General features: G+C 69.1%; 24 protein-coding genes and 1 pseudogene. 16 read left to right on the top strand and 9 right to left on the bottom strand.

Annotated features, from left to right (window positions below):
• Nucleotides 1–139 precede the first annotated feature (139 nt).
• From AC0QR5_RS00465 to AC0QR5_RS00455, 3 genes are all read left to right on the top strand, one after another.
• Nucleotides 140–517: a YciI family protein gene (locus AC0QR5_RS00465; protein ID WP_329859539.1), complete on the top strand. Its 378-nt coding sequence runs from the start codon at nucleotides 140–142 to the stop codon at nucleotides 515–517.
• 1 nt (nucleotide 518) lies between these two features.
• Entirely contained in the window at nucleotides 519–905 is a 387-nt protein-coding gene (locus AC0QR5_RS00460) for a YciI family protein (RefSeq protein ID WP_329859538.1), read from the top strand.
• Nucleotides 906–1,003: 98 nt separating this feature from the next.
• Nucleotides 1,004–2,221 (top strand): RNA polymerase sigma factor, encoded by a 1,218-nt coding sequence (locus AC0QR5_RS00455; protein ID WP_329859799.1) that lies wholly within the window; start codon nucleotides 1,004–1,006, stop codon nucleotides 2,219–2,221.
• 154 nt (nucleotides 2,222–2,375) lie between these two features.
• Here AC0QR5_RS00455 and AC0QR5_RS00450 read toward each other — a convergent pair whose 3' ends face one another.
• The gene (locus tag AC0QR5_RS00450) at nucleotides 2,376–3,131 is read right to left on the bottom strand and encodes a YdcF family protein (protein WP_329859536.1); all 756 of its coding nucleotides are present in this window, start codon (nucleotides 3,129–3,131) and stop codon (nucleotides 2,376–2,378) included.
• 105 nt (nucleotides 3,132–3,236) lie between these two features.
• Here AC0QR5_RS00450 and AC0QR5_RS00445 point away from each other — a divergent pair, with 105 nt between their 5' ends.
• Nucleotides 3,237–4,529, top strand: coding sequence for an IS256 family transposase (locus AC0QR5_RS00445; protein WP_400588025.1), 1,293 nt, complete (start codon nucleotides 3,237–3,239; stop codon nucleotides 4,527–4,529).
• 83 nt (nucleotides 4,530–4,612) lie between these two features.
• Here the strand turns inward: AC0QR5_RS00445 and AC0QR5_RS00440 are convergent, their stop codons facing one another.
• The gene (locus AC0QR5_RS00440; RefSeq protein ID WP_329862411.1) at nucleotides 4,613–5,851 is read right to left on the bottom strand and encodes an IS256 family transposase; all 1,239 of its coding nucleotides are present in this window, start codon (nucleotides 5,849–5,851) and stop codon (nucleotides 4,613–4,615) included.
• Between the two features lie 266 nt (nucleotides 5,852–6,117).
• On the opposite strand from AC0QR5_RS00440, the gene istA (AC0QR5_RS00435) reads away from it, so the two are divergent.
• A complete protein-coding gene (gene istA / locus AC0QR5_RS00435) occupies nucleotides 6,118–7,680 on the top strand; it encodes an IS21 family transposase (RefSeq protein ID WP_475372487.1) in 1,563 nt (520 codons plus the stop codon).
• The gene (locus AC0QR5_RS00430) at nucleotides 7,677–8,423 is read left to right on the top strand and encodes an ATP-binding protein (protein ID WP_329863576.1); all 747 of its coding nucleotides are present in this window, start codon (nucleotides 7,677–7,679) and stop codon (nucleotides 8,421–8,423) included. Before istA (AC0QR5_RS00435) ends, AC0QR5_RS00430 begins: the two co-directional genes overlap by 4 nt.
• A 445-nt stretch (nucleotides 8,424–8,868) precedes the next feature.
• On the opposite strand, the gene istB is transcribed toward AC0QR5_RS00430, so the two are convergent.
• From istB to AC0QR5_RS00415, 3 genes are all read right to left on the bottom strand, one after another.
• The gene (gene istB, locus AC0QR5_RS00425; protein ID WP_237428195.1) at nucleotides 8,869–9,657 is read right to left on the bottom strand and encodes an IS21-like element helper ATPase IstB; all 789 of its coding nucleotides are present in this window, start codon (nucleotides 9,655–9,657) and stop codon (nucleotides 8,869–8,871) included.
• Nucleotides 9,654–11,183, bottom strand: coding sequence for an IS21 family transposase (gene istA, locus AC0QR5_RS00420; protein WP_237428196.1), 1,530 nt, complete (start codon nucleotides 11,181–11,183; stop codon nucleotides 9,654–9,656). Before istA (AC0QR5_RS00420) ends, istB begins: the two co-directional genes overlap by 4 nt.
• A 169-nt stretch (nucleotides 11,184–11,352) precedes the next feature.
• The gene (locus AC0QR5_RS00415; protein WP_329864321.1) at nucleotides 11,353–11,637 is read right to left on the bottom strand and encodes a GIY-YIG nuclease family protein; all 285 of its coding nucleotides are present in this window, start codon (nucleotides 11,635–11,637) and stop codon (nucleotides 11,353–11,355) included.
• Between AC0QR5_RS00415 and AC0QR5_RS00410 the strand changes: the two genes are divergently transcribed.
• The 7 genes from AC0QR5_RS00410 to AC0QR5_RS00380 all read left to right on the top strand — a co-directional run bounded on the left by AC0QR5_RS00410 (nucleotide 11,630) and on the right by AC0QR5_RS00380 (nucleotide 19,270).
• Nucleotides 11,630–12,822, top strand: a protein-coding gene (locus AC0QR5_RS00410; RefSeq protein ID WP_475372474.1) for an IS3 family transposase whose coding sequence is annotated in 2 segments (ribosomal slippage) — nucleotides 11,630–11,914 and nucleotides 11,917–12,822 — 1,191 coding nt in all. Because the reading frame shifts where the segments join, the coding sequence is not laid out codon by codon here. The two genes, AC0QR5_RS00415 and AC0QR5_RS00410, sit on opposite strands and share 8 nt — an antisense overlap.
• Before the next feature lie 436 nt (nucleotides 12,823–13,258).
• Nucleotides 13,259–14,200 carry a ribonuclease HI gene (locus AC0QR5_RS00405; protein WP_329863449.1) on the top strand — a complete coding sequence of 314 codons (942 nt, stop codon included), beginning with the start codon at nucleotides 13,259–13,261 and terminating at the stop codon, nucleotides 14,198–14,200.
• Between the two features lie 46 nt (nucleotides 14,201–14,246).
• A complete protein-coding gene (locus AC0QR5_RS00400; RefSeq protein ID WP_329863448.1) occupies nucleotides 14,247–14,630 on the top strand; it encodes a hypothetical protein in 384 nt (127 codons plus the stop codon).
• On the top strand, nucleotides 14,627–15,316 hold the full coding sequence (locus AC0QR5_RS00395; protein ID WP_329863446.1) for a vWA domain-containing protein: 690 nt from the start codon (nucleotides 14,627–14,629) through the stop codon (nucleotides 15,314–15,316). Before AC0QR5_RS00400 ends, AC0QR5_RS00395 begins: the two co-directional genes overlap by 4 nt.
• A gap of 125 nt (nucleotides 15,317–15,441) precedes the next feature.
• Entirely contained in the window at nucleotides 15,442–17,118 is a 1,677-nt protein-coding gene (locus tag AC0QR5_RS00390) for an SIR2 family NAD-dependent protein deacylase (RefSeq protein ID WP_329863444.1), read from the top strand.
• 104 nt (nucleotides 17,119–17,222) lie between these two features.
• Nucleotides 17,223–18,245, top strand: coding sequence for a sigma factor-like helix-turn-helix DNA-binding protein (locus tag AC0QR5_RS00385; RefSeq protein ID WP_329863442.1), 1,023 nt, complete (start codon nucleotides 17,223–17,225; stop codon nucleotides 18,243–18,245).
• A 164-nt stretch (nucleotides 18,246–18,409) separates the two neighbouring features.
• Nucleotides 18,410–19,270, top strand: coding sequence for an SDR family oxidoreductase (locus AC0QR5_RS00380; protein ID WP_329863440.1), 861 nt, complete (start codon nucleotides 18,410–18,412; stop codon nucleotides 19,268–19,270).
• 212 nt (nucleotides 19,271–19,482) lie between these two features.
• Here AC0QR5_RS00380 and AC0QR5_RS00375 read toward each other — a convergent pair whose 3' ends face one another.
• The 4 genes from AC0QR5_RS00375 to AC0QR5_RS00360 form a co-directional block, all read right to left on the bottom strand.
• Nucleotides 19,483–19,764: a hypothetical protein gene (locus tag AC0QR5_RS00375; RefSeq protein WP_329863435.1), complete on the bottom strand. Its 282-nt coding sequence runs from the start codon at nucleotides 19,762–19,764 to the stop codon at nucleotides 19,483–19,485.
• 145 nt (nucleotides 19,765–19,909) lie between these two features.
• Nucleotides 19,910–21,415 carry an amidohydrolase gene (locus AC0QR5_RS00370; RefSeq protein ID WP_329863433.1) on the bottom strand — a complete coding sequence of 502 codons (1,506 nt, stop codon included), beginning with the start codon at nucleotides 21,413–21,415 and terminating at the stop codon, nucleotides 19,910–19,912.
• A 65-nt stretch (nucleotides 21,416–21,480) separates the two neighbouring features.
• Nucleotides 21,481–22,239 (bottom strand): hypothetical protein, encoded by a 759-nt coding sequence (locus AC0QR5_RS00365; RefSeq protein WP_329863431.1) that lies wholly within the window; start codon nucleotides 22,237–22,239, stop codon nucleotides 21,481–21,483.
• A gap of 19 nt (nucleotides 22,240–22,258) precedes the next feature.
• Entirely contained in the window at nucleotides 22,259–22,987 is a 729-nt protein-coding gene (locus AC0QR5_RS00360; protein WP_329863430.1) for a DUF5058 family protein, read from the bottom strand.
• 120 nt (nucleotides 22,988–23,107) lie between these two features.
• Between AC0QR5_RS00360 and AC0QR5_RS00355 the strand changes: the two are divergent.
• From AC0QR5_RS00355 to AC0QR5_RS00345, 3 genes and pseudogenes are all read left to right on the top strand, one after another.
• A pseudogene (locus AC0QR5_RS00355) lies at nucleotides 23,108–23,191 on the top strand (hypothetical protein); the annotation flags it as partial.
• 9 nt (nucleotides 23,192–23,200) lie between these two features.
• Nucleotides 23,201–24,115 carry a hypothetical protein gene (locus tag AC0QR5_RS00350; protein ID WP_475372547.1) on the top strand — a complete coding sequence of 305 codons (915 nt, stop codon included), beginning with the start codon at nucleotides 23,201–23,203 and terminating at the stop codon, nucleotides 24,113–24,115.
• 166 nt (nucleotides 24,116–24,281) lie between these two features.
• Nucleotides 24,282–25,250, top strand: coding sequence for a hypothetical protein (locus AC0QR5_RS00345; RefSeq protein WP_329863426.1), 969 nt, complete (start codon nucleotides 24,282–24,284; stop codon nucleotides 25,248–25,250).
• Nucleotides 25,251–25,254: the final 4 nt, after the last annotated feature.

Genomic DNA, 25,254 nt, shown 5'->3' with positions numbered 1-25,254 from the left:
TCGCGGCGTCCCGGAAAATTCCCCGGCCGCAGGTGTCGGATCGGCGGTCCGCCGTTCGTAGAGTGTGTAGCGGCGGCCATCCCGGTCGCCGCACCGCAGGGAGCCGCGAGGCCCCCGCCTTGCCTGAAAGGAGACCGCGATGGCGCAATACCTGATCGCGTTCAACGACGAATGGGTGCAGGAGCACACCTTGGACGAGCTGCGTGCCAAGGGCACCGCCTCCCTGAAGGTCATCGAGGAGATGGAGGCCGCCGGCGTGTTCGTCTTCGGCAACGGCGGGCTCGACGCCTCGACGGTGCTGTGCAATGTCGAGGCCCGCGACGGAGAGCCCGTCTTCACCGACGGCCCCTTCGCCGAGACCAAGGAGCACCTCGGCGGCTTCACGGTGATCGACGTGGCCGACGACGACGCGGCGCGCCACTGGGCGGGACGGCTCGCCGTCGCGCTCGAATGGCCGCAAGAGGTCCACCGCTTTCCGCGCAGGGAAGACATCCTCCACCTGGAAGAAGGGAACTGACATGCCCCGGTACATGCTCTCGGTCTTCGGCCCGACGGAACGCCCCGAGTTCGGCGGCTACCCCTCCCGCGAGGCGATGCTGGAGTCCTTCGCCGACACGGGCGCGTTCAACGACAAGCTCGAACGGGACGGGCACTTCGTCTTCGCAGACGGCCTCGAGGCGGCCACGGCCGCGACCACCGTCGACGGCCAGGGCGGCGAGCCGGTCTTCACCGACGGACCCTATCTGGAGACCAAGGAACAGCTCGGCGGCTTCTGGGTCATCGAGGCGGCCGACCTCGACGAGGCGCTGGCGCTGGCCGCGGAGGGCTCGAAGGCATGCCGCGGCACAGTCGAGGTACGTCCCTTCCAGACGGAGGAATCGGTCCGGGCGCTGCTCGAACCGTGACACCCTCGCCGGACGCGGTCCCACCGGCCACTCCCTCGCCAGACGAGTCGTCCCCGGCAACACCCACGCCGACCACGCCCTCGCCGGTCGACGAGGCGATCACCCGCGCCCACCGCGAGGAGTGGGCGCGGGTCGTCGCCGGGCTCGCCCGCCGCTTCGGCGATCTGGACATCGCCGAGGAGGCGGCGGCCGAGGCCTTCGCGACCGCCGTCGAACGGTGGCCACGGGACGGCGTGCCGCCCAACCCCGGCGGCTGGCTCGCGACGACGGCGGCACGCAAGGCCATCGACCGGCTGCGCCGCGAATCCCTGCGCGGCGCCAAGTACCGGGAGGCGCTGATGACGCGCGACGACGCCGCTCCCCCGCCCCGGGGACCGATCGAGGACGACCGGCTCCGGCTCGTCTTCACGTGCTGCCACCCGGCGCTCTCGATGGAGGCGCGGGTGGCCCTGACCCTGCGGCTGATCGGCGGCCTGACCGTGGCCGAGATCGCCCACGCGTTCCTGGTCGGCGAATCCGCGATGGCGCAGCGGATCACGCGCGCGAAGGCCAAGATCAAGGCAGCCCGCATCCCGTACCGGGTGCCGTCGCCGGCGGACGTCCGCGAGCGGCTCGCCGGCGTGCTCGCGGTCGTCTACCTGGTCTTCAACGAGGGCTACCTGGCCAGCGCGGACGGCAAGCCGCTGCGCGCGGAGCTGAGCGACGAGGCCATTCGGCTCGGCCGGCTCCTGCGCACCCTCCTGCCCGACCACGGCGAGGCGACCGGGCTCCTGGCCCTGATGCTCCTGACGGACGCGCGGCGGGCCGCCCGCGTGTCCCCGGCCGGGGAGCTCGTGACCCTCGACGAGCAGGACCGCGACCTGTGGGACCGGGGCCTGGTCAGCGAGGGCCACGCGCTCGTCCGGGAGCGTCTGGCCGCGGTGGCCGACGGCGGCGAAGCACCGGGACGCTACCAGCTCCTGGCCGCGGTGAACGCGGTGCACACGCACGCCCTGAACGCGGGCGAGACCGACTGGTCGCAGATCCTGGCGCTCTACGACCGCCTCGCGGCGATCGACTCGTCGCCGATCGTCCGGCTGAACCGGGCGGTCGCGGTCGCCGAGCTCGACGGCCCCGCGGCGGCCCTCGCCGAGATCGACCGCCTGGCCGGGAGCCTCGACGGCTATCACGCCTTCCACGCGACGCGGGCGGAGTTGCTGCGCCGCCTCGGGCGCAACGGGGACGCGGTGTCCGCCTATGACGCGGCGATCCGGCTCGCCGGCAACCCCGCCGAGCGCGCCTACCTCTCCCGGCGCCGCGGCGAGACCGCCCCCTGACCCGACGCCACACGGAGACCGCTCCTGATCCGGCGTAGCTACCGACTGCCGCGTGAACCGGGCGCCCAGACACCGCCGTGGCGCCTCCGGTCGCGTTTCACGCGCCCCCTGCTCCGGCCATCTGCCACCGAAGGCCGCCGCGCTGCCGCTGCTCCTACGTCGAGAGGGACACCGCGACGAGGACGGCCGTGAGCCCCAGGAACGGCATGAACAGGACCAGGTGCAGCCACTTGTGGGCGATGACGACGGCGGCGAACTCGCGCAGGAACGCGCTCGGGAGGTAGTACCGGGCGGTCGGAGAACCGACGACCTGGGCGTCGACCCCGATCCGGCGGGCCAGGAGCGCGGCGCGCAGGGCGTGGTAGTTGTTGGTGACGGCGAGAACGGGACCCGGCCGTCCGGCGTCGTCCTGGATCCGGGCCGAGAACCGCAGATTCTCCTCCGTGGTGGTGGCCAGGTTCTCCGGGAAGACGTCGCCCGGGTCGGCGCCGGCCGCGAGGAGGTACTCGGCCATGGCGTCGCCCTCGGCCCGCGACTCGTCGGACCCCTGCCCTCCGGAGGGGATGAGCGCGGGGCGCGGCCGGGCGGCCCGGTAGACCTCGAGTGCCTTGTCCAGCCGGCTGCGCAGAAGCGGCGGCACCTCGCCGTCGATCAGCCGGGATCCGAGGATGACGACGGCGGACGGGTAACCCTCGTGCCGCATCCTTCCGTACGCGAAGGCGTAGCCGAGGTAGACGACGAACACCACGCCGGCGTAGCTGCAGAGGAAGAACAGCAGGACGGCGGCGCCGATCGCCACCGTCTGCTGCGTCATCACGAGACCGAGGGCCAGGACGGGCAGCACGGGGATCGCGATGCCCAGGGCCAACGAGAGCAGGTTGCCGAGGCGGCGGCCCTCGCTGCGTAGCATGGTGATGCCGTTGGCGATGAGGAAGCCTGCCAGGAGGGACTGTGGAAATAACGGTGTATCCGGCTCGACACGCCGGGCGGTAAGCCTGGCGGGGAGGAGCCCGATATGGCCGCAACACTTGAGGCTGTGCCGAGTACGAAAACCGCTGAAAAGAAGACAGAAGTATCCGAGGGCGACGCTGCGCGCGAGCTGGTCAGAATGGCGAAGGAACAGGGCCTGTCCCTGACCGGGCCGGACGGTCTGCTCAAGCAGCTGACCAAGACCGTGATCGAGACCGCGCTCGATGAGGAAATGACCGAGCATCTCGGATATGAAAAGCACGATACGGCAGGGAAGCAGACCGCGAATTCCCGCAACGGCGTGCGCCCAAAAACGGTGCTGACGGAGACCACGGGCCCGGTGGAGGTGGACGTGCCGCGGGACCGGGAAGGGACCTTCTCACCGGTCATCGTCAAGAAGCGTCAGCGCCGCCTGACCGGTGTCGATGAGATGGTCCTGTCGCTCTATGCCAAGGGCCTGACCACCGGGGAAATCAGCGCGCACTTCGCCGAGATCTACGGTGCGTCCGTGTCAAAGGAGACCGTCTCGCGGATCACCGACAGGGTGCTCGACGAGATGGCCGCGTGGCAAAACCGGCCGCTGGATGAGGTCTACGCGGCGATCTTCATCGACGCCATCGTCGTCAAGGTCCGCGACGGGCAGGTCGCCAACCGGCCCGTCTACGCCGCGATCGGCGTGACGCTGGAGGGTGAGAAGGACATCCTCGGCCTGTGGGCCGGCACCGGCGGTGAGGGCGCGAAGTTCTGGATGAGCGTGCTCACCGACATCAAGAACCGCGGCGTGAAAGACACCTTCTTCCTGGTCTGCGACGGCCTCAAAGGCCTGCCCGAAGTCGTCACCAACGTCTGGCCGCTGACAACCGTGCAGACCTGCATCATCCACCTGATCCGCAATACCTTCCGCCTGGCCTCGAAGAAGGACTGGGACGCGCTCAAACGGGACGTGAAGCCCATCTACACCGCCGTGAACGCTGCGGCCGCCAGGGCGGCGTTCGAGGAGCTCACCGAGCGCTGGGGCAAGAAATACGGGGCCATCGTGCGGCTGTGGGAGAACGCGTGGGAGGAGTTCATCCCGTTCCTGGACTATGACGTGGAAATCCGGCGCGTGATCTGCTCGACCAATGCGATCGAATCCCTCAACGCCAGGTACCGGCGCGCCGTGAAGGCCCGGGGTCATTTCCCCACCGAGCAGGCTGCGCTAAAGTGCCTGTATCTGGTCACCCGATCCCTCGATCCGACCGGTGCCGGCAAGACCCGATGGGCCGTGCGTTGGAAGCCCGCTTTGAACGCCTTCGCCATCACTTTCAGCGACCGATTCCCGGCCGCTGAAAGCTACTAAAAGAAACCGCCGGATACACCGTTAATGAGATAGTCCCGGTTGAGGGAGTGTCAGATTAACGGTGGGTCTGGCCTGGCGCATTGTTAGTTGATCCTGCCTTCGAACGCGATCGCGAACGCGTTCAGTGCAGGCTTCCACCGGGTGGCCCATCGTGCCCGGCCCCGCCCGGTCGGGTCAAGGGAGCGCGTCACGAGGTAAAGGCACTTCAGCGCCGCCGCGTCGTTGGGGAAATGGCCGCGGGCCCGCACGGCGCGCCGGTAGCGGGCGTTGAGGGACTCGATCGCGTTCGTCGAGCAGATGACCCTGCGGATCTCCACGTCCCAGTCCAGGAAAGGAACGAACTCTGCCCAAGCGTTGTGCCAGAGCCTGCTTATCGCCGGGTATTGGGTGCCCCATTTCGCGTCGAACTCGGCGAACCGCTCCTTCGCCGCCGCCTCGGTTGGAGCCGTGTAGACCGGCTTGAGATCCCTGCCCATCTCCTCCCAGTAGTGCCGGGAGGCGAAGCGGAAGGTGTTGCGGATCAGGTGGATGATGCACGTCTGGACCGTGGCGAGTTCCCATACGGCAGTGATCGCGTCCGGAAGGCCCTTGAGCCCGTCGCAGACGGCGATGCACACGTCCTCCACGCCGCGGTTCTTGACCTCGGTCAGAACCCCGAGCCAGAACTTGGCGCCTTCTCCGCCATCCCCGGCCCAGATGCCCAGGATGTCCCGTTCGCCGTTCACCGTGACCCCGATGACGACGTAGAAGGGCTTGTTGCGTACCTGTCCGTCGCGGACCTTCACGTGGATGGCATCCACCATGATCACGGGATAGACCCGGTCAAGGGGCCTGTTCGCCCATTCGGCCATCTCCTCAGCCACCTTCTCGGTGATCCGGCTGATGGTGTCCTTGGAGACCGTTGCGCCGTAGACCTCGTCGAAGTGCGCGGCGATCTCACCGGTCGTCAGGCCCCGCGCGCTCAAGGAAAGGACGACCTCGTCGATCCCGTCCAGGCGCCGCTGGCGCTTCTTGACTATGGTCGGCTCGAAGCTGCCCTCCCGGTCCCGGGGCACGTCGATCGAGACGGGCCCGATCTCGGTCAGCACCGTCTTGGAGCGCGTTCCGTTACGCACGTTCGGCCCCTCCGCAGCCCCGTTCCTCTCGTGCCCGAGGTGATCGGTCATCTCCGCCTCAAGCGCCGTTTCAAGCACCGTCTTCGTCAGGCCGGCCAGCAGCCCGCCCGGGCCCACGAGGCTCACGCCCTGTTCCTTGGCCTGAGCGAGCAACTGCTCAGCGAGCTCCTGCTGATCGATGATTTCCCCTGTCACAGGATCGATCATCTCGGTGGTTTCGGTCATCGCCGTTCCTTTCGGTCAAGCCACGCCGTTCCCACCGTTTTTCTGACACTCCCTGCCTTCTTGATCTCCGTCATGAATTCAGCCTGAATATTCGCTTCGTTGGGGTCCACCGGTCGTGCGTTCGGGGGCCGGTGCGCTCATCGCCCGATATTGAGCGTGGGGACCGGCAGTGGCGTGCTTGGGGGCCACCGCGCGCTTAGGCTCCTTCCGCCGTACGTATAGGGCGCACGGCGGAAGGAGAACCATCAATGGTACGGAAGATCAGGGCCAAGCTGGTGTTGCAGTTGCGGGCCGAGGGCTTGTCCGGCCGGGTGATCGCGGCGTCGCAGGGCATGTCCCGGAAATCGGTCACGGCGGTGCTGGAGGCCGCCGACGCTGCCGGTATCGGCTGGGACGAGATTAAGGACCTTGCCCACGGCGAGGTTTACGAGTTGTTGTTCCCGGGTCGTGGTGAGCATCAGAGCGTGTTCGCCCAGCCGGACTGGGAGCGGGTTCATCGGGAGCTGGCGCGGGTCGGGGTGACGTTGAAGCTGCTGCACGGCGAATACGCTGATGGCTGCGCGGCCGGCAGCGAGCCGGCGATGGGATACGACCGGTTCTGCCGGACCTACCAGCGCCACGTGCTGGTCACCGGGGCCGCCTCGAGGGTCGGGCATAAGGCCGGGCAGACGGTCGAGGTGGACTGGTCCGGGCCGACGATGCAGCTGCACGGTCCGGTCACTGGCGCGACCCGGACGGTGTTCTTGTTCGTGGGGTGCCTGCCGTTCAGCCGCTACGCCTTCGTCGAGCCGACCTTGGATATGAAGCAGGACACCTGGTTGCGGGCGCACGTGTCGATGTTCGAGGCGTTCGGCGGCTCGGTGCCCAGGATCGTGCCGGACAACCTGAAGACCGGGGTGATCAGTCATCCCCGTGAGGGCGAGGTCGTCCTGAATGATGCCTACCGGGAGATGGCCGCGCACTACTCGGCTGCCGTGCTGCCGGGGAGGGTGAGGTCTCCTAAGGACAAGGCCAGCGTGGAAAACACGGTCTGGCACGTGGCCATGCGCGTCATCGCTGACCTGCGGGAGCAGCGGTTCGACTCGTTGCCGCAGCTGAAGGCCGCGGCTACCGAGCGGGTGGCGACCTATAACGCGGAGCCGTTCCAGAAGCGGCCCGGGTCCAGGACCAGCGTGTTCACCGCCGAGGAGCGGCCCCTGCTGACGCCGCTGCCGCAGGTGGCCTACGAGATCAGCCGGTGGGTCTATGGGCGCAGGGTGGCCCGCAACGGACACGTCGCCTGGGAGAAGAACCACTACTCGGTGCCCTTCGCCCATATCGGCACCACGATCGACCTGCGCATCACCGACCGGATGCTCGAGGTCTACCGGGGCGTCGAGCGGGTGAGCAGCCACTTGCTGCTGCCGGCAGGCTCGGCCAACGAGTACCGCACCAATGACGCCGACCTGCCCGCCGGCGGGCGGTATCAGCCCTGGGACGCGCCGAGGGCCCGGGAATGGGCGGGACGGATCGGCCCATCCGCCGTGGTGGTGGTGAACCGGATCTTCGAATCCGTTCCCGTGGAAGAGCAGGGCCTGGACGCCGCCCTGGCCGTGCTGCGTCTGGCACGGCGGTATTCCGCGGAGCGGGTGGAGGCCGCCTGCCGGATCGCCCTGGGTGGCAGGATCAGATCCCCGCGCTATGCGCATCTGCAACCGCTCCTGGCCACCGGCCAGGACCAGGCCCCGAGGCTGAGGCCCCCACGGGATGAGCCAGCGGAGCTCGGCGGGTACGTTCGCGGCGCCGACTACTACGCGGGAGGCGCCAAGTGAGCGGGATCGATACCGAGACCAAGCGCAAGCTCCGCGAGATGGGAGCCGCCCCTTTGCTGGCGGCGCTGGAGGCGCAGGACGAGAACCTGATCCTCGGGATGAGTTTCGAGGACCGGCTGCGTCTGGTCGTCGACGAGGCCCACTCCACCTTCAACCACGCCAAGGTCGAGGGCCTGGTCCGGCGGGCCGGACTGCGCTACCCGGCAGCCGACCTGCGCCGGCTCGACAGGGTGGACGAACGCGGCCTGGACCGCAACGTCATCGCGCAGCTCGGCACGTGTTCGTTCATCGAGCGGCAGCAGAACGTGGTGTTCCAGGGCTTCACCGGCTCGGGGAAGTCCTACCTCGGGTGCGCGCTGGCGAAGCAGGCCTGCCAACACCGGATCCGGGCCCACTACATCCGGATGCCCGATCTCGAGGAAGCCTGGGCCCTGGCCAGGGACAAGCCGCTGGGAGCTACGAAGTTCCTAAAGAAGTACGCCGCGTTCACCCTGCTGGTGATCGACGAGTGGCTGCTTGACCACCCGGACGAAGGGATGCGAAGCATGCTCCTGGAGCTGCTTGAGCGCCGGTACGACAGTTCCTCGACAGTGTTCTGCACCCAGTACGCCAAGAAGGACTGGCATCAACGGCTTGGCTCCGGGGTGCACGCCGACGCGATCATGGACCGAATCGTGCACAACACCATCTGGGTCGATACCGGCACGCACAACATGCGCGAACACGCCATGCAGAATCAGTAGCAGGACCGTCGGTGGGGACCAGTGGCCCCCACCGACGCCACTGCTGGCCCCCACCGGCAATATCACTGGCCCCGAACGGCAATATCGGATGGCCTCCAAGCCTTCGAATACTCACAGCCAAATGAAGTAGCTGGGCGTCGCGATCGAGCGTCGTCAGAACATCCAGGTTGATCGGGTGGAGACGGTCAAAGTGATTCTGTTTGACCATCGACCGATCACGCTGTTTCCCTGGGTCGTTGTTCCCGAACCCATTGACGTTCCAGGCAACTCCGGTTCCCCCTCGGAATTCCTTGATCAACATTCGTTCCGGAGTGTCAATGGCCATTACGTTCTGCCCATGGGCGGCCAGTTGATGTGCCCGCTGGTGGCCAGTAAAACTGCCCGGTTATGGCCAACAGATCTGCCCACTGATTCGTTTCGGCGGGGTCGGCCATCGTTGGGTTGGTCAGTTCAAGCGGGTCACTCCTTTTCCGGCGAGGGCCTGGGTAAGACGGACGGAATCGCCGCTGGTCTGGCAGACGTGGGCGTGGTGCAGCAGTCGGTCAACGGTGGCGGTGGCGAGGGTTTTGGGCATGAGCTCATCGAACCCGGCGGGGTGGAGGTTGGAGCTGATCGCGACGGAGCGTTTTTCGTAGGCTGCGTCCACGACCCGGTAGAGGCCTTCGGCGGCGTCCGTGGCCACGGGCAACAGACCAATATCATCGATGACCACGAGCTCGGCGCGCAGGATCCGGGCAACGGCCCGGGTGACGCTGTCATCGGTTCGGTGGGCGCGGATGAGGACGCCGAGGTCCTCGAGCCTGAACCAAGCGACCCGCATTCCGGCTTCGACGGCCTGCTGGCCGAGGGCTTCGAGGAAGAACGTCTTCCCCGTCCCCGAGGGCCCGCAGACGACCAAGTTTTCCCTGCGGGTGATCCATTCCAGGGTCCGCAGTGCCTGCTGGGTCGGGCCCGGGATGGAGGACGCTGCAGGGTCCCACGCCTCGAAGGTCTTCCCGGTCGGGAACCCGGCTGCTTTGCGGCGGGAAGCGAGCATGGACCGGGCCCGGCCGGCGGCTTCCTCCGTGAAGAGGGCCTTGATGACCTCGGCCGGTTCCCACCGCTGGGCGCGGGCGGTCGCGATCAGGTCCGGGGCCAGCGCCCGGGCGTGGGGCATTTTCAGGGACCGCATCAGGGCCTCCAGGTCCGCCGGTAGCGGCGGAGCCACGGTATTGGTCGTGGTGACGGGGCTCATCGGGCCTCCTCCGGCGTGGTGATGGTTGCGGGGTTGCCGATCGCGGCCCACGCCCCTGTTCCTTGGGTGAGGGAGGTGGCTTCGTTGGCGGCGTGGGTGGTAGTGCGGCGGATGTTGGCGTTCAAGATCGAGGCGAGGTCCGGGTGCGCGAACCGGCCGTGCAGGGCGGCGTCGCCCAGGGCCCGGTCGACCTGATCAGTGCCGGCGATTTTGGCCAGCGTAACGGCTTCGGCCATTTTCACGTTCATCCTTGCGGTCCCGGCCGCGGCGGCCTCGACGAGCCAGGTTCTGGCGCCTTCGCCGATGGCCAGGAACGCGGCCTCGTCCGCGCTGCGGGCCCTCACCTCGTAGTCGCCGGGGAGCTTCGCCCGGGTTCCGGGGAAGTGTTCGTCGTTGATGGCGGGGCTGCCGGGCCGTGCCCGTTCGTGGCGGGCGACTTCGACGGGCCCGGTCGTGCCGTGGTGGACGATGATGACCTGCTCGCCGGGCCCGGTGCCGTGGGTGCGGACGAACACCCGGGCTCCGAGCAGGTGGGCCGGGACGGAGTACTGGGCGTTTTCGAAGGTGACCATTGGGGTGTTCTCCGGAACGCCGCGGGCCAGGCCGAACGCGACCGTGTGGGCGGTGTCCGGGATCCGGTGCAGCCGCGGGGCTTCCTCGGCGAGCATGGCCGCGGGTTTCCGCCGCGTCGTCCGGTGCTCACGGTGATTGACCTCGTCCATGAACGCCGTGCAGGCGGCCTCGAGCTCGGCGAAGGTGCGGTAGTCATCGCGGAGGTTGGTGTCTTTGGGCACGAGGTCGGCCTTGGCGAGTTTCACGGACGCTTCGACTCCGCCTTTGGTGGCCGGGTCCGCCGGTTGGCAGGTCAGCACGGTCACCCCGTAGTGCCGGGCGAAGTCCAGGGTCTGCTGGTTGCGCACCGGGACCCCGGCGACGTGGGCGGTGGTGACGGTCTTCTCGTTGTCCGTGAGGACATAGGTCGGCGCCCCTCCGAGGATCCGGAAGCACCGGTCCAGGGCCGCGAACACGCTCGGCGCGGTCCTGTCCCTGAGCGGGATCACGATGCGGAAGCGTGAGAACGCCAGCCAGGCCACGAAAAGGATGGTCTTCACCCCGCCGATCCGGGGCCCGTCGCCGAAGTCGTACTGCAACCACATCCCCGGTTCTGTGATCCACGGCCGGTGGACGCGGGTGTGGCCCAGCCGCCACGCGGCTTTGACCTGCGCGATCGCCCGGCGGGTAGACCGTTCCGAACCGGTGTAGCCCAGAGCGAGGAGCTTTTCGTGGGCCTTGTCGGCCCGGATCCGGCCCTTGGAGGCTTCGATCCATTCCTCGATCTTGGGCAGGAACGCGTCGGTGACCCGGCCGCGGGCCGCGGGTTCCCCGATCGGCCGGCCCGCGTCACGGGCGGTGACGTGTTTAGCAACGGTGTGGTGCGAGCAGCCCGTGAGCTCCGCGGTGGCGCGCAACGATCCGGTCAGATCGTAGGCAGCAAGAATTTCCATGATTTCTCCGTCAGACTTCATACAGGGCCTCTTCCTGGTTCGCTTTTGGTGCGCTTAGACACCGTCATCAAACCGCAGGGAGAGGCCCCCACCGCTTAAAGACGCGGCAGGAACAAGTAAGGAAGTGGGCAGATCTCATGGCCACCGGCGGGCAGTTCTGCTGGCCGCCAGCGGGCACTTTCGTGGCCGCCTATGGGCAGTTTTTCATGGCCGCTAACACCGGAGCAAGGGCATTCAGATCCTCCATCACGTAGAGGCACTTGAAATGGATGCGGTCGAGCAAGCTTTCGTGCGACTTCGACTTGCGTCCCGACAGTTTCTTGTAGTGCTTCAACAGACGCTGGCGCAGTGACTTGTCCGCTTTTCCTACGTAGACCGGGTTCTGATCATGAAAAAGTGGGACTGCTGCACGAGTAGGTGACATCTGATCTGGCTTGCCCGCGGGGTGGGTCTGGAAGGATGTTGCTGTGCCCAAGCCCTACCCGTCCGAGTTCCGTGACGACGTTGTGCGCGTCGCGAGGAACCGTGAGCCCGGAGTGACGATCGAGCAAATCGCGAAAGACTTCGGGGTCCACCCGATGACGTTGCAGAAGTGGCTGCGTCGCGCCGACATCGACGCAGGTGCGAAGCCCGGCCAGTCCCGGACCGAGGCGGCGGAGATCCGCGAGCTGAAGAAGCGGAACCGGTTGCTCGAGCAGGAGAACGAGGTCCTCCGGCGGGCGGCGGCGTATCTGTCGCAGGCGAATCTGCCGGGAAAAGGTTCTACCCGCTCGTGACAGAGCTCGCCGAAGCAGGGATCCCTGTGACGGTGACGTGCCGGGTGCTCAAGCTCTCCCGCCAGCCCTACTACCGATGGCTGGCCGGCCCCATCACCGATAGCGAGGTCGTGGAGGCGTATCGCGCGAACGCGCTGTTCGACGCGCACAAGGATGACCCCGAGTTCGGGCACCGGCTCCTCGCCGACGAGGCCCGTGACGCGGGTGAGGCGATGTCTGACCGGACCGCGTGGCGGATCGCCTCCGCAAACGGCTGGTGGTCCGCGTTCGGGAAGAAGCGGGGACGTAACGGCAAGAAGCCGGGCCCGCCGGTCCACGACGACCTGTGCGCGGTCGTCGACGAGGACGGCCGGACCCGGCACGTGTTCGCCGCCGAAGCCCCGAACCAGCTCTGGCTCGTGGACATCACGGAGCACCGGACCGCGGAAGGCAAGCTCTACTGTTGCGCCATCAAGGACGCGTGCTCAGGCCGGATCGTGGGGTACTCGATCGACTCGAGGATGAAGTCCCGCCTGGCCGTTCAGGCGCTCGAGAATGCTGTCGCGATGCGCGGCGACGTCGCCGGCTGCATCGTGCACAGCGACAGGGGCAGTCAATTTCGGAGCAGGAAGTTCCTGCGCGCTCTTGCCCTTCACCGCATGGTCGGGAGCATGGGCAGAGTCGGATCGAGCGGGGACAACGCCGCCATGGAAAGCTTCTTCGCGCTGCTCCAGAAGAACGTCCTCGACCGCCGCTCCTGGACCACTCGCGAGCAGCTGCGCATCGCGATCGTCACCTGGATCGAGCGGAGCTATCACCGGCGACGCCGTCAGGCACGCCTGGGTCGTTTGACGCCCATCGAGTTCGAGACCATCATGAACACGACCGTCGCACTGGCGGCGTGACTAGAACCTGTCACCTAACCGTGCAGCAGTCCCAGTTGGTAAACTCCCGGCTCCTCATTGATGGCATTGACGGCGTCGAGCGTGAGCCGTTGCGCATCTAGACTTCCGAGGAGGTCTGCAAGCTGCTTCTTCATTGCCTGAGTGATGCTCAGCGAAAACCGAGCTGTGTGAGGTTGCGTCTCCGCAGACTTTTGCGACATGAAGCAAGGCTAGGACTGAACGGCTCATAGGGTCCAACCGTGACTTTCGCGCCAGGGAGCAAGGCCCCTCCGGCTTCGCTACCGAAGCCATGAAGTCGCCTAGAGGCGCTTACTGATACTGAGTACGCCGAGAATCCAGCGAAACTGTCAGTACCCGCTCCTAGTGTTCTCGGCAACCGATGCATCGAGCGAAGGAGGCACCGGCGACCGAGTTCCAGCTACACGAGGAGGCAGTCATGCAGCACCCGATTCCCGCTCCACCCGCCCACCGGTACATCCCGGCCTTCCGGGAAGTGGCATCCCGCGACGGCATCGCCATCAGCGTCGGCAGCCGACGCGGTCTGGCGTTCTGGTCCGTCGCGCTCGCGGTCGGCGGCAATCTCATCGCAACTCGCACAGGGCGGGTCGTCGAGGAGGACATGGGACCACACTTCGGCCGGCTTCACCAGCAGTTGGACAAGGCCATCCGCGCCATCCGCCGCAACGCCGCCGAGGTCGTCTACTGCGATGAGGGCGGCCTCCTCGAGCGCCTCGGCATCGGCAAGGCACTCACCGCCCGCGGTTTCGTCGTGTCCAACTTCTTCCCGCCCCAGGTGGGAGTCGCCGCGAACGAGGCCGCCATTGCCGCGGCGATCACCGCGTGCTACCGAGACGTCATCGTCTCGACCGACGCTTCCGCCGGCACGCGGGGCTGGACGGGCCAAGGGTGGGCGATCGACTTCGGCCACGGGATCCTTCCTCGGCTCGGCCACCAAGCATGCCGCGGCAGGGACGTCCTCGAAGCGGAGCTGCGGGCCATCCTGTTCGCCCTAAAGGAGGCCGTGGCCCATGTTCCGTGCCCGAGCAACGAGTCGTGCGCCTTCACGGTCCGCTCCGACAGCCAGCTCGCCGTCCGCATGCTCCAGCACCCGGGATGGGCACCCGAGCGGGCAACGCTACGCAGCCTCGCGATCGTTGATGCGATCTTCCACCAGATGAAGGGACTCCCCCTTCGCGTGGAGTGGGTCAAGGGGCACAACGGCGACGCCGGCAACGAGCTCGCCGACCGGATGGCCGTCATGGCCCGGCGCTCCGCCGAGGCCGGCCTCACACCGGAACAGGTCCTCGCCCAGGCCAACTCCATCCGCAGCGACGCCCCCGCGCTCGGCGCCCGCTCCGGCGTCGCACTCGCCGCATAGCGTACTCAAGAGTTGCGCATGCGCAGTTTATGCGTATGATCAATTCATGAACATTGACTCCCGTGCCGCCATCCGCCAGGCCATCCGGCTCCTGGAAGGCCTTCAGGGCCCCGCCCTGGACCAAGTCGAGGTCCTCGGCGAGGCACGCGAACTGCTCGACGAAGCCCTCAACGAGGCCATGGCGCAAGCCGCCCTCGAGGGCGCGTCGATCCGGGCCGTCGCACTCCGCGCCGGACTCTCACCCAACGCGGTGCCACCACGACTCGCACGCACCGCGCCGCTGCAGGCCTACCGGTCCCCCGAAGGACGGATCGGAAGCGCCTCTCTCGAGCGGGCCCGCTACGACGCGGAGCTCGAGCGCACACCGCCGCCAGGCAACGAACCGCCGCGCTTCACCAAGCGCCGGCCAAGCAAAGGGGGAACACCATGAGCACCACCAACACCGAGATCATCATGCTGCTGGACCGCTCCGGCTCGATGGCCTCCATCGCCGACGACATGATCGGCGGATTCAACGCCTTCATCGCCGAACAGCGCTCCCAGGGCACCGACGCCTCCGTCAGCCTCTACCAGTTCGACGACCGGTTCACCGAGGTCTACGTCGGCAAGCCGATCGCCGAAGTCGGACCCCTCGAGCTGCACCCTCGCGGCATGACCGCGCTCCTGGACGCCATCGGCCGCTCCGTCTCGGAGACCCGCGCCCGCCTCGCCGCGAAGCCCGCCGGCGAACGTCCCGGTGCCGTGATCTTCGGGATCATCACCGACGGGCTCGAGAACGCCTCCCGCGAGCTCAAGCACGCCGACGTCAAGAAGATCATCGAGCGCCAGGAGGCCGCCGAGGACTGGACGTTCATGTACCTCGGCGCCAACCAGGACGCCATCGAGGTCGGCGCGGGGCTCGGCATCTCCCGCGAGCGGTCCATGACCTACGACCCGCGCAACGTTGACGCCGCCATGGACGCGTTCGCGGGCTCGGTTTCAATGCTCCGCGAGCACGTGGCCGCGGGCGCGCCGATGGTGGACGCGCGTGTCGCCGCGGCCTACAGCGACGAGGACCGCATGGCGGCGATGGCCGGGAAGCGGGCGAAGAAGCCGACGGGGCGGCCGGCGCGGTAGGCAGGACTCCTGGGCGGGGCATCAGGTACGACGCCGGATGCCCCGCCGGTTCTTGCGCACCGAAACGGATCGCGGGCCATAGACTGCCGCCAACCTCAGGCGACCGTTCCAACCCAGGAGGGCCGATGCCCACCCGACCATCGCAGCCGGGCCACGTTTTCGTGATCCGGGGCGACATCCTGCATCTCAATTGCGACGCGTGGATGCTGCCCACCGACGAGCACCTCCACGCCCGCCGCTGGACTCACGTTGACGGTCTGGCCCCCGGCGTGGACCGACTGAGAGGCGCGGGCTTCGGCACGGGAGACCGGCTCGCCGCGGCGGTTCCCGGCTGGAAGCCGAGGCTTCCGCTGCCGATCGCCACGGCCGTCCCGCTGCTCGGCATCAGGTCTGCGCCCGATGTCCGGCCGGCTCTAGACGCCTTCATGCGTGAAGCAGTTGCGGCCTTGGCGTCAAGGCGGGATCCGCTCGTTTCGACACGGTGCGTACCGCTCCTCGCCGTCCCGTTCTTCGGCACGGGCGGCGGTGGTGGCGACCTGCAGCGCGGCCCGGTCCTCCAGGAACTACTCGCGGGACTCGACGCAGGTGTCCGCGAGCACGGCGTCGATGCCGCGCTCGTCCTGCAGGACGAGGCCGCGTACGGACTGGCCCAGAGGATCCGTAGGGACAACGACAACTGGCCGGCCCTGTCGGCCGAGCTCAAGGACGAGGCACGCTCGCTAGCCGACGTCGCGCGCCGCGGGAAGCTCGTCCCCTTCATGGGGGCCGGCACGAGCGTCAGCGCGGGCGGCCCCACGTGGAACGGACTGCTGAACTCACTCGCCGAACGAACCGAGCTGAAGGACCACCTCGACGCCCTGAGCAGGCTGAGCACTCTCGACCGGGCCTCCCTCATCCAGTCGAAGTTCGAGTCGGCGCAGGAAGGCGACGCGGGCGCGGCCATGGGCTTCCGCGCGGCCATCGCGCGTGAAGCGTCCCTGGAGCGCTACGGGCTTGCGCCCGCGCTCTTGGCCGCCCTGCCTTCGGACGGCGCCATCACCCTGAACTACGACACGCTCTTCGAGGCCGCGGCGGCGGACCAGGCGCGATCGCGAACGGTCATTCCACCGGCCCGCGGCGCTTCCTCGGGTTCGGAGGCGCCACAGGTCCCGGCCGATTCCTCGTCATCCAGCAGTGACCGGTGGCTCCTCAAGCTGCACGGCTCGGTCGACGACGTCGAGTCGATCATCCTCACGCGAGACGACTATCTGGGTTTCAACGCCACCAAGCAGGCCCTGACCGGCCTCGTCCAAGCGCACCTCTTGACCCACCACATGCTGTTCGTCGGGTTCGGGCTCACTGACGAGCACTTCCACGAGATCATCCACGACGTCCGCCGCGCGATGCCGAGGGAGGATGGCCCGTCCCGCACGCTCGGCACAGCCCTCGTGCTGCACGACGACACACTCCAGAACGCCCTGTGGGAGGACCATCTGCGGATCGTCCCACTGACCCGGGATACCGGGGACCCGGCTCTTCCGGCCGCCGGGCGCATCCTCGAGATCTTCCTGGACATGCTCGCCGCATGTATCGCCACGGAGCACTCCTATCTGTTGGCCCCGAAGTATGACGGAGCCCTCGGGGAAGCCGACCGGGAGCTGCGTGGCCTGCTCCTGGACCTCGCGGCCGCACTCCCCACGGGGGCTTCTGGCGACGCATTGGACGTCGTTCGCACCATGCTGTCCTCGCTCGGATTCGACCGCGGCGCCGCCGGCCACGGCCCCCGCCGGGAACCATCGGCTCGACGCGTCGGCAAGCCATGAACCCAAACTGTCGACGCTCCCCCGTAGCTTGAGAATCAGAGGACGGGGGACCGGACGAGTCCGGTCCCCGACCCGTCCAGCGACCATCGACTTGAGGAGAGTGCATGACCCAGACCCGCCGGGAGCCCGCCACGACGCAGGACCCGCAGGAGCGTAATCAGCAGATGCTCGAGCGCTACCTTGACGGCGAGACCCTCGCCGCGATCGGCGAGGACTACGGAGTGACGCGCGAACGCGTCCGCCAGATCGTCACGAAACTCGGCGGCCCGTCCGCCGAGGAGTCCCGCGCGAAGCGAATCGCCGCCCGCCAGGCCGCCCAGCAGGCCCGGCTCGACGACTTCATGGCCGAATTCGGCGCCACGGCACGGCGGCTCTCCGCCAACGGCCACACGCGCGATCAGGCGATCCGGCGGCTCGCGCTGCTGAACCCCTCCCTCGACACCGCGCTGGCGGAGGAGGCCCTGCGGCAGTCGACGATCGTCTTCGACCGCTACGTGGACAACATCTTCTCGGACGCCGTCGTCGAGGCCGGCATCTGGTACCTGCTGGGCTCCGAGCACGGACTCGCCCCGGACCGGGCGGCCGCCACGGAGCTGCTCGACCTCGACCTCATGGAGGAGCTCGCCTCCATCCTCGGCAGCGGGGATGCCACGGCCGAGGACGTGTCCACGGTACTGGGCGTCATCGCCGCCGCCCAGCAGCACGTCACGGCCGAACCGGACACGACGATCACCGGCGCACGCTATGAGGAACTCCGGCGCGAACTCGTCGATGCGCTCGGCTGGGTCTCCGCCAAGGGGTCCTCCCCGTGGCCCCCGACCCGACAGACCTTGATGCGCCGCTACGCCACGTGGAGCAGGGCCCTGGCGTCGCTCGGGATCGCGACCACCAGCCGCGGCCGCACACCGGGGCTCGTGAAGTACACGGATGCCGACTACGTCAACGCGGCCCGCAGCTTCCTCGCCGAGTGTGCCCGGTCCGGCGCTTCACCGACCTACGCCGCCTACGAAGACCGGGCCCAGCGGCTCATGGGGACTGACTGCGAGATCCCCTCCGGTTCGTCGCTGCGGAACTACTTCGGCGCATGGAGCGACGTGGTGCGCTTGGGATTCGATCTCTCCGCCTGATCTGGCGAGCACTCCCCTGCTCAAGGAACGACGCCGGGGCCACCCGGAAGACCAGGGCCGGCCCCGGCGTCGTCCTCCCCTCGTACCGGGGAACAATCCCGGCAAACGAATGGTTACACCTTCAACCATCGAGTCGGGGCGGTCCGCCCCATGAAGGAGCCAGCATGTCGATCATCGTCACCGGAGCCACCGGCCACCTCGGCCGCCTCATCGTCGAGTCCCTCCTGAACCGCGGCATCGAGCCCGCCCAGATCACCGCGACCGGCCGCTCGCTCGAGAAGCTCGCCGACCTCGCCGAGCGCGGCGTCGCCACCGCCGCCTTCGACTTCGACGCCCCCGCCGAGGGCGTCATCGGGGCCGGCGACACCGTCATGCTCGTCTCCGGCAGCGAGGTCGGCCAGCGCGCCCGCCAGCACGGCAACGTCATCGAGGCGGCCAAGAAGGCCGGCGCCGCCCGGATCGTCTACACGAGCATTCTCGATGCCTCCGGCTCCCCGCTGGTCCTGGCGCCCGAGCACAAGGCCACCGAGGAGCTCCTCGCCGCCTCCGGCCTGCCCCACACCATCCTGCGCAACGGCTGGTACACCGAGAACTACCTCCCCGCCTTCGGCCAGGCCGCCGCAACCGGCACCGTGCTCGGCAGCGCCGGCGAGGGCCGGGTCTCCGCCGCCACCCGCGCGGACTACGCTGAGGCCGCGGCCGCCGTGCTCACCGCCGACGGCCACGAGGGCCGCGTCTACGAGCTCGCCGGCGACGAGGCGTTCACCCTCGCCGGCCTCGCCGACGCGTTCGGGCAGGCGCTCGGACGCGACGTCGCCTACACGGACGTCGACGCCGATGCCCACCGTGCGGCCCTGGCCGGGGCCGGGCTCGACGAGGGGACCGCCGGGTTCCTCGTCGCGCTCGACGCCGACACCGCCGGGAACCTGCTGCTCTCCGACTCCAAGGACCTCTCCACCCTCATCGGCCGCCCGACCACCCCGCTTGTCGACGCCGTGAAGTCCTGGGCCGCCGAGTCCAACTGACGCCGGCGCCCCGCACGGCCGTGGCCCGCCCCGATGCACGGGACGGGCCACGGCCACGACATCATCATCGGCAGGTCAACGACGGGTAATCTGCGCCCTCGGCAATCCGCCGACCGCTTACTTCCCGTTCTTGACGGGATACCCGTACTGGCCGGCGCCGGCGCCCAGTGCGGGGGCGAACACGCACACAAGCCCCCCGGGCGGGCACCCGCTCAGGCGACGCGGCGGATCCCGGGCGCCCGTCCGGCGTCGTCCTCCGCCATCAACCGCCGCGCCTCCTTGAGCGCGGGGCCGGCGTCCTTCTTGTCCAGCTGCGCCAGCAGCAGCAGGTTGGCGATGCGCTGCTCGCGCTGCGACGCCTCCGCCTGGCGCGCCATCTCGATCATCGCCAGCACCCGCGCGTGCGCGCGGCGCCCGCGGGCCTCCGCCGACGCGTCCTCGGGATCGGTCCCGCTGAGGACCTCGAGCGCCTCGTCCAGAATTCCGTGGTGCATGATCCTCCCCTCCTCCGCCACCGGCCGCCCCGGACTGTGCCCCGGGTCACGCGGCCGTAGTTGACTAGAAAGGCTAGCGGTTGGGCCCTGCGAACGCGAATCGGCGGGCCCCGACCGGCAGGAGCGAGCCGGCGGCGCCGCTCCCCTACGAGACGGACCCGGGCCCCGCGGACCGGGCCCCGGCGCGCAGCGGCGGTGCGACGACGCCGTCGGGGATCGGCTCGAGGTAGGGCGTCACCGCGAGGACGTCCCGGTGCTCCTGCCGCGCCGCCGCCAGCACCCCGGGATCCAGGACGATCGCCGCGGCCGTCGCCGCCATCGACGTCGCCGCGTGGAGCATGCCCTTATGCGCGGCCGGGAGCTTGCCCTGCGCCACCGTCTGCCACGCGTGGAAGGGCGTCCCGAGCGCCGCGGTCGCCGAGGAGATCTGCACGGTCGGCACCACCCAGCTCACGTCGCCGACGTCCGTGGACCCGGTCATCTGGGGCCGCGGCTGCTCCGGAAGGAACGGCGCGATCCCATCATGCAGGGCCCGCCCGTCGGTCACCTGCCAGCCGACGAGGCGCTTCGCCCCCGAGATCTCCCGCGCGTCGAGGCCCGCCGCGAACCGGGCGGCGGTCTGCTGGTCCTCCGCGTCGAACGGCACGGGGCCGATCTGCCGCAGCACGCCCTCCAACGTCCGCTCGAGGACCTCGTTCGGCAGCACCTCGGCGCACGCGCCGTCGAACTCGATTTCCAGCTCCGTCTCCGTCATCAGGGCCGCGCCGCGGGCGATCCTCACGACCCGCTCGTGGAGCTCGCGCATCTGCCGGGTGTCCTCGGCGCGGATGACGTAGTAGACGCTGGCATGGGCCTGGACCACGTTCGGGGACCGGCCGCCCGCATCGGTGATCGCGTAGTGGACGCGCGCCGAGTCGGGCATGTGCTCGCGCAGGAAGTTCACGCCCACGTTCATCAGCTCCACCGCGTCCAGTGCGGACCGGCCGAGGTGCGGCATCGCGCCGGCGTGGGCGGCCAGGCCCGTGAAGTGGAAGTAGACCTGCGAGTAGGACAGCGTGAGCGACTGCCGGCTGCGCGTCAGGGGCGTCGGGTGCCACGTCACGGCCGCGTCGACGTCGGCGAACGCCCCCGACTTCACCATGAAGGTCTTGCCCGCGGCCGCCTCCTCCGCCGGGCAGCCGTAGTAGCGGACCCGGGCCTCGATCCCGGCCGCCTCGAAGTACTCGGCCGTGACGACGGCGGCCATGAGCGCTCCGGAGCCGAGCAGGTGGTGGTGGCAGCCGTGCCCGTTGCCGGAGGCGTTGGCCGGGTCCGGCGTGCGCTCCGCGTTGCCGGACTCCTGGCTGATGTCGGCGAGCGCATCGTATTCGCCGAGGAACGCGATGACGGGCCCGCCGCTCCCCCGTTCGGCGCTGAACGCCGTCGGGATCCCGCCGACCCGCTCGGTGACCGTGAACCCGTGGGCCCGGGCCGCCGCCTGGTGCTTCTCCTGGGCGCGGAACTCCTCCCAGCGCATCTCCGGATCGTCCCAGATCGCGTCCGCCATCGCGGTGAACTCGGGGGCGGCTACGGCCACGCGTTCCGCGAGGGCCTCCACGTGGGTTGCGTCCAGGGCGCCGGCCGGGGCCGGGGCGGTCTCGTTGAGGGTCATGGTGTTCCTTTCGAAGGGTGGGGTCCGCGCGTGACGGCGCGGCGGTGGCGGGGTGCGGGCGGTGGCTAGGCGCGGTCCGCGTCGGCGGGCTTCGCCTTGAACGTCAGCATCACGACGGCGACGGTCAGGACGACGCCGAACAGGGGCGCCGCCGGGGCCAGCACCGGGATCAGGGGTACGACGCCGTAGATCACCAGGACGCCGACGGCCAGGCCCGCGAGGAGCACCTTGGGCTGCTTCCAGTTGCCGATGATGTTCTGCATCAGGAACGCGCCGAGGACGGCCGGGACCACGAACCGGGTCACGGCGGCGAGCAGGTCCGCGGGGACGATGGTCAGGAGCCACTGGCCGAAGACCGCGATGACCAGGACGAGCGCGGCGACGTGGATGAACGCGGCCGAGCAGATGGCCAGGGTCGCGGCGATCTGGGCCTGGGGCGTGCCCGGCTTGGCCTTGATGCTGGCCTGGGCCGTGACGGCGGCCGGGAGCAGCTTGGTGGAGATATTGCCGATGAGGAAGGCCTGGTACATGGCGCCGGCCCCGAGGATCGGGAAGTAGGAGATCGGCTCGATGACCCAGATGACGCCCATGACGAGGGCGATCGCGACGACGGCCGCGACGAGGGTCCCCAGGCTGACCTCGTAGCCTCCGAAGACGACCATCAGGACCGGGCCGATCAGCATCGCGGCCATGCCGGCCGTCATCGTGACCGGGCCCCAGACGGACGTGGTGCGGTCGAAGCCGGCGAGGGGGTTCGTGGTGGCGCCGGCGGCGGCGGGCGCGGTGGTGGCTGGCGTGGCGGCGGGCGCGGGGGTTTCAGACATGGTGGGTCCTCTCACGGATTCAGGAGACGAGGTAGCCGACGGCGAGCGCGCCGATCATCGACGCGCCGAGGGCGAACTCGAGCAGCATCGGCTTGTCCAGGCGCTTGGCCACGAGCGTCAGGACCAGCATGAGGAGGGCGGAGGTGCCGAAGACGAGGGCGCCGTTGAAGCTGGCCGCGACCTCCTTCAGGCCCATGGTGAAGAACGCGCCGATGAGGGCGGCGACGGGCAGGAGGGCCCAGCGCGCGGAGCGCTTGCGGGCGGTCTTGGTGGTGGTGCCGGCGGCCATGCCGCGCTTCATGATGGGGGTCATGATGAGCGTGACCACCATCCAGCCGCTGCCGCCGATCGCGAGGGCCAGGAGCATCGTCACGAGCATGTTGCCGTCCACGCCCGGTTGGCCGAGCCCGGAGCCCATGGTGCCGAGGGCGAGGTTCGCCGCGATGGTCTCGTAGGCGGCCGAGCCGATGAGGCCGATCCGGGTGATGGTGCTGGGGTTGCCGAACAGGGGAAGCAGGGCGAGGGCGACGAGGCAGACGGCGATCGACGGGCCGATGGCGGAGACGCCGCCGGCGCGGAAGGCCGTGCGCACGTCGGCGGACGGCATGCCCACGGACGTCGCGGCGGCCTTGGCCGCCCGGAGGTAGACGACGCTCTGGACCAGGATGACGATCAGCACCAGGACGGCGCCGAGCCAGAGCAGCGGGTGGTTGACGGTTTGGGCCAAGGTCGGAACGGTGTCCTCCATGGAGGCTCCTTGGGGATCGTAGGAACCCGTTCCCGGGGCGGGACGGGCTGTCTTGTGATCTTGGACATAGCCGGTTTCCATTGCGTAAATCTGGCTGAATCTGGGAAAGTTGGCTTCCAGATGAATGGAAACTCGATCTCAGAAGACGACGCCCGGCTGATTCACGCACTCCAGATTTCTCCGCGCGCCCCGTGGAGCGAGCTCTCCCGTGCGTTGTCCGCCAGCCCCTCGGCGCTCGCGCAAAGGTTCGCGCGGCTCTACGAGGCCGGCCTCGTCAGGACCACCGGGCACCCCACCTGGATCAACACCCGGAGCCATACGGCGTTCGCGGAGATCGACGTCGAGCCCGGCGCGCTCGCCGACGTCACGGACACCCTCGCGGAGCTGCCGACGGCCATGACGCTGGATGCCACGTCCTCGGGGACGTGCCTGGTCGCGACCCTCAACGCGCCCCACCCGTCCGCGCTGGCCGCCATGCTCCTGGAGACCGTGCCGTCACTGCCCGGCGTGCGGGACGTACGGGCGCACGTCGCCACCTCGATCCTCAAGACCGGGGACCGGTGGAACCTCAGGGCGCTCGAGCCGGAGGAGGCGGGCCGGATCAGCGGCCCCCGTCCGCCGCGGGCCCGGGCCTCGAGGAACCTGGATCCCGCCTTCCGCAGCGCCCTCATGGCGGAACTCGGGCGAGATGCCCGTGTGCCGGCCTCCGTGCTGGCCCGCACCCTGGGCGTGAGCGAGCAGAAGGTCCACGACGGGATCGCCGTGGTGCTGCACGGCGACGAGTTCAGGTTGAGGACGGACGTCGTCAATGCCTGGTCGGGGTGGCCCGTGCACATCTGGTACTTCGTCGAGGTCCCGCCCCGCCAGCTCACCGCGGTCGCCGCCGCGCTGACGGCGCAGCCCGAGGTCCGCTACGTGGGCACGTCCGCGGGCCCGGCCAACCTCACCTTCGACGTGTGGCTGCGCAGCCTGGGCGTCCTGCACGCCCTCGAGGCGAAGATCGACTCGCTTTCCCAGACGGGGGTCAAGATCAGGCGGCAGATCGTCCTGCGCACGCCCAAGCGGCTGGGCCACCTGCTGGATCACGACGGGCGGTTCACCGAGCGGTACGTCGTGCCGCCGGCCTAGGCGCCCGTCTTCCACGGGAGGGAAGCGGACGACGGAGGGGGAAGCGGACGACGGCGCCGCGGCGGGTCCTCCGCGCACCCCGCTATCCACAGCCTCGCTCCCCGCGCGAGATCGGTGGGCGAAGCCGTCCTAGACTGCCGGTGACGCCTCCGAAGCCAAGGACACCATGACCCGCAGCCTCCGCCTGATCCGCCCCGATCCCGCCCGCTGGCGCGACCTTCCCCTCGACGTGTCCCCGGCGCTCCAGGCGCTCGTCGCCGGGCTGATCACCGGGGCGACGGTCGGCGGCCTGCTGCTCATCGAGCGCCTCCTGCCGGACGAGGGCGGGGGCCCCGCCGTCGAGTACTTCGTCGGCGGCTTTCTCATCGGACCCCCGTGGGCCTCCTATGTGTTCGTCGGACTCTTCTGGGTCGGCCTCGGCCGGCACGCATCGATCGCGACGCCGCCGGTGCTCGCCGCGCTCGCGGTCCCCTATGGGATCGACGGATCCGGCGGCGCCTACGTTGCCGCTGCGGGCGCCGTGCTGTCCCTGGCGTGGGCCGCCGTCTGCCTCCGCCGGTCCGTCCGCGGCACCCTGGCCGCGGCGTCGCTCGCCCGGGACACGCCGGACGGGGGAATCGTCCCGGAGGTCGGGGCCGGGGTCGACTCCTACGTCCTGCGGACTGCCCGCAAGGGCGTCCTCCTTGCCGTCGGCACCACCGCGGCCGCAATCATCCTTTTCCTCATCGCGGACTTCGAGGTCGTCTCGGACCCGGACCCGATGTATCAGAGGCTCTTCCCGAGGTTGGACTTCAGGGGCCACCACCCGGGCGCAGGCGCCGTCTTCGCCGTCCTCTTCACCGCCCTGGCTTTCGGGTACTGGGCGCGCGTGGCAGGACGTTCCGCCGCGCGCCTGATGGTCGGCCTTGCCGTGTGGGAGGTTCCGCTGCGCGAAGGCCCGCTGCGGCTGCCGGCGGAGGCGGCGCACGACGCGGACACGGGGTTCGTCGCCTACTACCTGGGGCCGGCCTCCACCGGGCTCGCGGTGACCCGCTCGGGCCGCGGGTTCACGGAAGTGGGAACGGAGGCTCCCCCGGCCATCTCGGTGCATGCGCACCCGGACGCCGCCGGGCCACGCGGACCCGGGAGCCCGTGAACCG

The organism is Arthrobacter sp. J156 (assembly GCF_056172865.1).
This window is presented reverse-complemented; position numbering and strand designations above follow the sequence as displayed.